At 40.2% G+C, this 7,614-nt stretch carries 8 protein-coding genes; 3 read left to right on the forward strand and 5 right to left on the reverse strand.

The genetic code is table 11. The features are described 5' to 3' along the window. Positions 1 to 228: 228 nt before the first annotated feature. Both ACFFAP_RS32930 and ACFFAP_RS32935 read right to left on the reverse strand, forming a co-directional pair. Positions 229 to 834, reverse strand: a complete 606-nt coding sequence (locus tag ACFFAP_RS32930; RefSeq protein WP_375515156.1) for an exopolysaccharide biosynthesis protein — start codon at positions 832 to 834, stop codon at positions 229 to 231. 51 nt (positions 835 to 885) lie between these two features. Next, positions 886 to 1,770 carry a lipid kinase gene (locus ACFFAP_RS32935; protein WP_375515163.1) on the reverse strand — a complete coding sequence of 295 codons (885 nt, stop codon included), beginning with the start codon at positions 1,768 to 1,770 and terminating at the stop codon, positions 886 to 888. Between the two features lie 760 nt (positions 1,771 to 2,530). Here ACFFAP_RS32935 and ACFFAP_RS32940 point away from each other — a divergent pair. Further along, complete coding sequence (locus ACFFAP_RS32940; RefSeq protein WP_375515157.1) at positions 2,531 to 2,749, forward strand: hypothetical protein; 219 nt, start codon at positions 2,531 to 2,533, stop codon at positions 2,747 to 2,749. 39 nt (positions 2,750 to 2,788) lie between these two features. Here ACFFAP_RS32940 and ACFFAP_RS32945 read toward each other — a convergent pair whose 3' ends face one another. Next, positions 2,789 to 4,300 carry an ABC transporter permease subunit gene (locus tag ACFFAP_RS32945; protein ID WP_375515158.1) on the reverse strand — a complete coding sequence of 504 codons (1,512 nt, stop codon included), beginning with the start codon at positions 4,298 to 4,300 and terminating at the stop codon, positions 2,789 to 2,791. 101 nt (positions 4,301 to 4,401) lie between these two features. Between ACFFAP_RS32945 and ACFFAP_RS32950 the strand changes: the two genes are divergently transcribed. Beyond that, a complete protein-coding gene (locus ACFFAP_RS32950) occupies positions 4,402 to 5,157 on the forward strand; it encodes an amino acid ABC transporter ATP-binding protein (protein WP_375515159.1) in 756 nt (251 codons plus the stop codon). Between the two features lie 85 nt (positions 5,158 to 5,242). Here the strand turns inward: ACFFAP_RS32950 and ACFFAP_RS32955 are convergent, their stop codons facing one another. Both ACFFAP_RS32955 and lipB read right to left on the reverse strand, forming a co-directional pair. Continuing rightward, positions 5,243 to 5,443, reverse strand: coding sequence for a hypothetical protein (locus ACFFAP_RS32955; protein WP_375515160.1), 201 nt, complete (start codon positions 5,441 to 5,443; stop codon positions 5,243 to 5,245). A gap of 181 nt (positions 5,444 to 5,624) precedes the next feature. Continuing rightward, positions 5,625 to 6,305 (reverse strand): lipoyl(octanoyl) transferase LipB, encoded by a 681-nt coding sequence (gene lipB, locus ACFFAP_RS32960; protein ID WP_375515161.1) that lies wholly within the window; start codon positions 6,303 to 6,305, stop codon positions 5,625 to 5,627. Positions 6,306 to 6,936: 631 nt separating this feature from the next. Here lipB and hpf point away from each other — a divergent pair. Next, the gene (gene hpf, locus ACFFAP_RS32965) at positions 6,937 to 7,581 is read left to right on the forward strand and encodes a ribosome hibernation-promoting factor, HPF/YfiA family (protein ID WP_375515162.1); all 645 of its coding nucleotides are present in this window, start codon (positions 6,937 to 6,939) and stop codon (positions 7,579 to 7,581) included. The last annotated feature ends 33 nt before the right edge of the window (positions 7,582 to 7,614 follow it).

A 7,614-nucleotide genomic window follows, 5' to 3' on the forward strand; every position in this document is an offset into this window, starting at 1 on the left:
GATATGGCAACCAATAAAGCGGATTAGTAAATTGTAGATGCACCCTAATAAATTACAGCCCTCAGCTTTTAGTTGAAGGCTTTTTTATTAATATTTTTTAATTTAAGAATAAAATAAATTTGCTTATAGATTAAATCTTCCCGGATATGGCAATCAATCAAGCGGATTAGTAAATTGTAGATGCACCCTAATAAATTGCAGCCTTCAGCTTTTAGTTGAAGGTTTTTATTATTTAAATATAGATGGCAGCAAGCTGGGAGCTAACCATACTGCGTAACCAATAAATCCAAAGAGCAAGGTAATTAGGACAGTAATACCGTAGCTGATGCAAATTAATAAACCGTCAGATTCGATGGTGGCAACAGTCAAAAGTAAAATACCTACAGTGGGGATGGGATTTGTAAAGGGAATTGGTAATATTAGTAATACTGTTAAAAAGGAGATACAAAGCCCATTAATTCGCCAAATTAAAGGATTATGGGCTATTTTTGCCAATCGGGGACGGGCGATTTTTTGTAACACTTTGGTAAGACGTCCCAAATTTTGCAAAAGTAACTGGGCAAAGGGACGAGGAAATTTGTAGTTAGCAATTCTTTTTGGCAGCCAAGGCGATCGCCTCCCTAAAACCATTTGGGCTGACAACAGTAAACAAGCACCACCAAAAGGGCCAGTTAATCCCGGTGGCATAGGAAACAAAAAGGGCAAAACTAATAATGTAATTACTAGGCAGAACCCCCGTTCTGAGGTTTCTGCCAAAATATCACCTAGAGTTAGCGGTTGTTCAGCTAGGCGTTGCAATAGGGACTTTATATCTTGAGAAAATCTCAGATGCATTTGGTGCGAGCTCCCACATTTCTAACAGAGGGAGATGAGACAGAATAACTCCTAACTCCTAATTTTTGGGGGTACTAAAACAGTTATAGCTTTAGGTATAACCCGAAAATGAGCAGGAGTGTAGGTAGTGATTTCACCATCTGTATTGATAGGGCGAGGTTTGCGAGTATGCACCTCTATTTCTTGACCTTGAACAGAGTGTACACTCTCCCAATGTATATGTCGCCCTTGTCGCATCGCAGGGAGTAATAGTATAACCTGCCACCAATGTCTAATCTCCAAGCTATACAGGTCTAGCCTTTGGTCATCTATTGCCGCATCGTCAGCCACTGCCATACCACCGCCGTAATAGCGGCCGTTACCCACAGCAATTTGCACTGTTTTCACGCGAACTGATTCACCATTGATTAAAATCTCCGCAGTAAAAGGTCTAGCTTCCCAAATCACTTGCAATGCAGTGGCGGCATAAGCAAATATTCCCCAACGGCGTTTGGCTTCTTTGGTAAGTTGCTGGGTAATTTTTACACTCAATCCCAGACTGGCAACGTTAAAAAAGTGCTTGCCGTTCACCCAACCCAAGTCGATGCGGTGTAAATTTCTATATGAAATAATTTTGCAAGCTTCGCTGAGGGAATTCGGGATTCCCAAAGTCCTCGCTAGGTCGTTGGCAGTTCCTAAAGGCAAGATTCCCAAGGGCAACTGAGTATCAACTAAAGCATCTACTGCCGCATTGAGAGTCCCATCTCCTCCACCAATGATTACCAAGTCAACTTGATGCTGATAGCGAAATATAACTTCAGCAAGATGTTTGGGGTCTTCTGTAGACTCCTCAATTAAATCAAAGCCGAGTGTCTTCAGATATTCAATCGCTTCCGATAGACCCTTTTGCCCTTGGCGGGCATGACGATTTACTAACAGCAGTGCGCGAGAACTCATGGGTAGTACCTTTTGTAGTTGATATGTCCAATTATCCGCATCCATGTATTCTGCTTTAAGTTGACTATCAAAAAGTGTTTAAGGTGTTATGACAGTTATCAAAAATTCATATCGTCAATGGTTATTATGTTGTATTTACGAATTTTTAATTTCTATTTTATCTAGTTTATCTCTATTAGCCGTCGGTATGTTGATATTCATTAAATACATTTTTTACTCACTAAATGACTGGATATAGGTATTTTCAAAAGAGGATTTATGTCAATATTATAATACCCAGAAGATCATACTAACAATGAGATATTGTTTATTGGTATAAATATTTTTAGATAAAATTTGTATTTATATTAATATTTACAATTATTTAACTTTATTTAATTAATCAGAAAGATTGTTTGTAGTTTGCGCTGTCTTCGCTAAAGTTCTAAGAGGAAGCCTGAGCTACTCTTGCTTCCCCTACTTAAGATTTACTTATATCAATTTTAAAAATGATTGCGACAGATGGACAGAGAAAACCCAGATGCACTAAGTGGTTTCCAATTCAAAATCGTTCGACTGAGCGATCGCGAGTGCGTCTCGTAGAGAGGAGGAACGAAGAAGCAATCGCAAAGGCTGGGATTGCTTCCTCGTTCCTCTTCGCAATGACGGATACAAAAATGGGATGCTCCCATAAAGAATTCAATTCAGTCAAGCAACTAACGTGCGACCTCCAGTCGTTCGGGCTTAGTACAGCATTTCATTAATTCGTAACGAATTAAATTTGGCAATACCCTACAATGCCAATGCATCAGCTTACATTGTTAATGCATCGGCTTACATTGTTAATGCGTCGGCTTACATTGTTAATGCATCGGCTTACATTGTTAATGCATCAGCTTGCATTGTTAATGCATCAGCTTGCATTGTTAATGTGTTCACCTGCATTAAAAACGCTAGGCTTTTACGCAAAACTGTACTTAGTGCTTACCCGGAAAGTTAATTGACATTAGCAATCCTAAATTGAGAAATCATTGAAAACTTAGTAGGTATTGTACTTCCTGTGCCGTTTCACTGGATTCATCCACACTTCTAAACGACTAAATGCTTGTGAAGAAAGTAAAGTCAAACATAAATAAACCACCGCCACAGCCGCGTAAATTTCAAAAGCGCGATAGTTCCCGGCGACAATTAACTGTCCTTTGCGAAACAATTCTTCAAAACCAATCACTGCAACTAAGCTTGTATCTTTCAACAAACTAATAAATTCATTACCTAAAGGTGGAATCATCCGTCGGAAAGCCTGGGGAAAAATTATATAACTCATTGTTTGTACAGAACTCAAACCTAATGACTGTGCTGCTTCTGCTTGTCCTGGTTCAATTGATTGAATCCCAGCACGAACAACTTCGGCAATGTATGCGGCGCTATTCAAACTTAAAGCAATTACCCCAGCAGTTAGGCGATCAAAACTAAATGTCAAACCAAGTTCTTGCAAAATTGCTGGTAATCCAAAATAAATCATAAAAATTTGCACCAACAAAGGCGTTCCCCGGAAAAAATCTACATACGCCCTCGCCACCCAACGCACAGGTGCAATATGAGAAAGGCGGACAATACCAATCAGGGAACCTCCAATTAAACCAAACACTACAGAAAGTATCGTCAATTGTAACGTTACCAACACACCTTGTAATAAAGTTGGAAAAGCTTGCAAAATCACGCCAAAGGAGGTATATATTTTAGGCGCGTTAGTGTTAGTTTGATTCTCAAATAGTGATTTAGCTGGTAGTGATGGCGGTTCAACTTTAAACCATTTCTGGTAAATTTTGGAATAAGTGCCATTTTTCAGCACCCTATCCAAGCCATCATTTATCAATGCCAAATTCCGTGAGTTTTTAGGTGTAGCAATTCCATAAAACTCCTCTGTCAGCAATTTCTGTACTACTTTAATTCCCTGAAGATTGCCCGTATTAATGGCATATACAGTCATAGGTGCATCATTAATTACTGCATCCACATTGCCATTGAGCAATTCTTGCAAGGCTATGGGCGCAGAATCAAAGCTGCGAATTTGCACCCCAGGAATACTTTTAGCCTTTACAGCCCCAGTTGTACCAATTTGTACAGCAATTTTTTTATTTTTGAGACTGTCAAAACCAGTAATATCTTGATTGTCTGCACGAATTGCGATCGCTAACCCAGCTTTAAAATAAGGACGGGAAAAAGAAATAGTCTTCGCCCTCTCCTCTGTAATCGTAATGGAACTAATCGCCGCATCTACCGTTTTGGCTCCTAAAGCTGAGATTATGCCATCAAAAGGCAGACTTTTAAAATTGAATTTAAAGTTAGCAGCAACTGCGATCGCATTCATCAACTCAATAGAAAAACCTTGCAACTCACCACTTTGTTTTTGCGACTCAAAAGGTGGAAACGTCGGATCAGTAGCAACTTGCAGAGTTTTACCCACGCTAGAATTCACAGCACAGCCAGCCAGTAACAAACAGCTAAAACCTACAACTACACACCAGCGCACAAAACCAAATTTAACCATATTATTTTCTCTCGCCTCTGCGCTCTCTGCGCCTCTGCGGTAGCCACTTTGCATCTACCTTAAAACCTTACAATCAACTGTAGAGCAGTTTGACATAAGTAATGAACAATACCATCCCCGCCATTATTTTTGACAACATCGAAAAAAACTTTGGTTCCCTCAAAGTCCTCAAAGGAATCACCGGCGAAATCAACCGGGGAGAAGTCGTTGCAGTTATCGGTTCCTCCGGTTGTGGTAAAAGTACTCTACTACGCTGCTTCAACCGCCTAGAAACCATTGACAACGGGCGTTTAATAATCAACGGAATTAACTTATCCCGACCCACTCTCAACTATAGCCAAGTGCGGCAACTACGAACACAAGTAGGTATGGTTTTTCAACAGTTCAACCTGTTTCCTCATCTTAGCGTCTTAGAAAATATGACACTTGCACCGCGTAAAGTCTTGGGAAAAACACCGAAAGAAAGCGCCCAACTAGCGAGGTTATATCTTGAAAAAGTTGGCTTATCTGACAAAGCCTCGGCTTATCCCGAACAACTTTCTGGCGGACAAAAGCAACGAGTAGCGATCGCTCGTAGTTTATGTATGAATCCCCAAATCATGCTATTTGACGAACCCACCAGCGCCCTAGATCCCGAACTCGTCGGCGAAGTTTTGCAAGTGATGCAACAATTGGCATCAGAAGGGATGACAATGGTGGTTGTCACCCATGAAATGCAATTTGCAAAAGAAGTAGCCCATCAGGTGATATTTTTAGACAACGGTATTGTGACAGAACAAGGCCCAGCCTATGAAGTGCTGACCAATCCCCAAAGCGATCGCTTACGTATTTTCCTAAGTCGCCTCAACGTTAGATAGTTAGGAGTTAGGAGTGAGGAGTTATCAATTAAAGGTTTTTTCATAACTCATAACTCATAACTCATAACTCATAACTCATCACTTTTCAAAGATACTCGCGCAAGAAATCAAAGGGATCATCTTCCCAACAAGGTTCAGGTATCAGCCAAAACAAACTACTGTCGATGTCGGCTTCAATTTCATCACCGTCGTCTCTATCAAATAGTTCTATTAAAGCTGTCCAATCACGTTCTCTCAGAAACGTTAAAGATGGGGCATATACCTGGAGATTATTTGAGTAATTCACGCGCAAATTTGTGCTTGAGTGCCGTAAAAATTTAGTATATAAATTTGTAAATAATCAAATTTTAGCTTTGACAACCGTAGTTAAATAGTTATTTTAATACTATTAAATATGGGCTACTCTCATTAGTGTCTCACAATTTAAATAGGACTGCTATAGTATTTATTACATATACAAGCTGAATTTACTCAGACCGGAAAAATCCTTGAGGCTGCGACTCGACTAATTCCGCACCAAAGACTTCAGCAAAGGACTGTGCTACATAAAAACGCACTTCTTCGCAAATGATACCTGGAATCCATTCGGCTAAACTGCCTACAGGTTTATCAGAAATACCGCAGGGTACAATGCGCTCAAAGCCTGTCATATCAGGACAAACATTTAACGCAAAGCCGTGCATGGTAATCCAACGGCTAACTTTAATCCCAATAGCCGCAACTTTTCGCCCTTGTAACCAAACGCCAGTAAAAGCCGGAATTCTTTCTCCCTGCAACCCATAAACTGCCAATACCCGAATTATTACTTCTTCGAGTTGGCGTAAATACCAATGAAGGTCTTTACGATAACGTTGCAGATTTAAAATTGGATACCCCACCAGTTGACCGGGACAATGGTAAGTAACCTCACCGCCTCGTTCAACTCTATGCACATCATATAGACCTTTGTCAATATCAAATTTGAGAAAATCTGAGTTGCTTCCTTGTCCTAGAGTGTAGACAGGTGGATGTTCTAGCAAAATTAACACGTCATCTAGACTGGAGTCATGGATACGCTCAGTCAGCAGCGATCGCTGCCATCCATGAGCATCTAAGTAAGGCATTAATCCTTGATTATACAATAAACAACGGTTTTTATGTGGTTTCATACTATGGATTATGCCAAAAATCAACTGTATTAAGGGCGAAATATATTTCAAATTACAAAATGGAAGTCTAACAAATATCAAGATTTGCAAAGGATTTTAAAGGAAAGTCAAGGGAACATGCATTAGAAAATACAAAGTGCTAGCTTGAATATATAACCTCAATAGGTTTTTAGGAGGAATTCTCTGCAATAAGCATCATGCCAAGACGATAAAGACGAATGCACTGGCTGATGACTCTCATAACAATAGTTTGCATTTCAAACAGAATCAAATTTCCACAAAGGCTTGTATTATTGAACAACAGCAAGCAAACTTTAACCGAACACAGAAGGAGCAACTATCAACAGTTCTGTAAGCGTTGTTTTAACACAGAAGACAGTTACAGGAGCTACTGCTCAAATTTCCTCACCAAAGAGTTCTAGGTGGATATCCAATTGGATATCAGCGCAGAGATGAGGAGTAAAATCAAGGGTATAATGAGCAAAAGCCTAGATGCAGTAAGTTTAGAAAAGCTTACCAGCAGTACATAGAAAGAGTTCACAATTTGTTTTGGCGGGAGTAATAAACCTTACCGCAATTTCTTTTCATACAAAGCAAATTCACACATTAAATATTCAGTGGGAGAGTTTACATGAAGCTTGTCATCCACGGCAAAAATATTGAAATCACCGATGCGATTCGGGAATATGTACATCAAAAGATTGAAAAAGCAGTTAGTCACTTTCAGAGCCTTACAAATGAAGTGGATGTGCATCTTAGCGTAGCCCGTAATCCTCGAATTAATACAAGACAAGCGGCTGAAGTAACTATTTACGCTAATGGTAGCGTTATCCGTGCCGAGGAAAGCAGTGAAAGTCTATATGCCAGCATTGACTTAGTTGCAGATAAAATTGCCCGTCAACTGCGGAAATACAAAGAACGGCGTCAAGACCAGAAAACTCAGTCCCAACCAGAAGAAGTAGTTGTTGTAGAATCGGTAGTCACAGATTTAATTGGCGATCGCACCCCCGAACTACCCAACGAAGTCGTTCGCACCAAATATTTTTCCATGTCGCCGATGACCCTTGCAGAAGCTTTAGAACAACTGCAACTCGTAGGACACGACTTTTATATGTTCCGCAATTCTGAAACTGGAGAGATTAATGTAATTTACGAACGCAACCACGGCGGTTATGGTGTGATCCATCCCCGCAATGGTAACGCCCATACTAACGGCAAAAATGGCAAGTCAACTCAGGCTAATACTGTCATGCAGGAAAAGTTGCATTCTAAATAGGGACTGGGGGCTGGGGACTGGGGACTAGGGACT

The sequence above is a fragment of the uncultured Nostoc sp. genome (assembly GCF_964245575.1).
Lineage (GTDB): Bacteria > Cyanobacteriota > Cyanobacteriia > Cyanobacteriales > Nostocaceae > Nostoc.

What these genes read in the sequence shown, in the direction of transcription:
- ACFFAP_RS32930 (WP_375515156.1), bottom strand. Translation starts at nt 834, where the DNA reads ATGCATCTGAGATTTTCTCAAGATATAAAGTCCCTATTGCAACGCCTA.
- ACFFAP_RS32935 (WP_375515163.1), bottom strand. Translation starts at nt 1,770, where the DNA reads ATGAGTTCTCGCGCACTGCTGTTAGTAAATCGTCATGCCCGCCAAGGG.
- ACFFAP_RS32945 (WP_375515158.1), bottom strand. Translation starts at nt 4,300, where the DNA reads ATGGTTAAATTTGGTTTTGTGCGCTGGTGTGTAGTTGTAGGTTTTAGC.
- ACFFAP_RS32950 (WP_375515159.1), top strand. Translation starts at nt 4,402, where the DNA reads ATGAACAATACCATCCCCGCCATTATTTTTGACAACATCGAAAAAAAC.
- lipB (WP_375515161.1), bottom strand. Translation starts at nt 6,305, where the DNA reads ATGAAACCACATAAAAACCGTTGTTTATTGTATAATCAAGGATTAATG.
- hpf (WP_375515162.1), top strand. Translation starts at nt 6,937, where the DNA reads ATGAAGCTTGTCATCCACGGCAAAAATATTGAAATCACCGATGCGATT.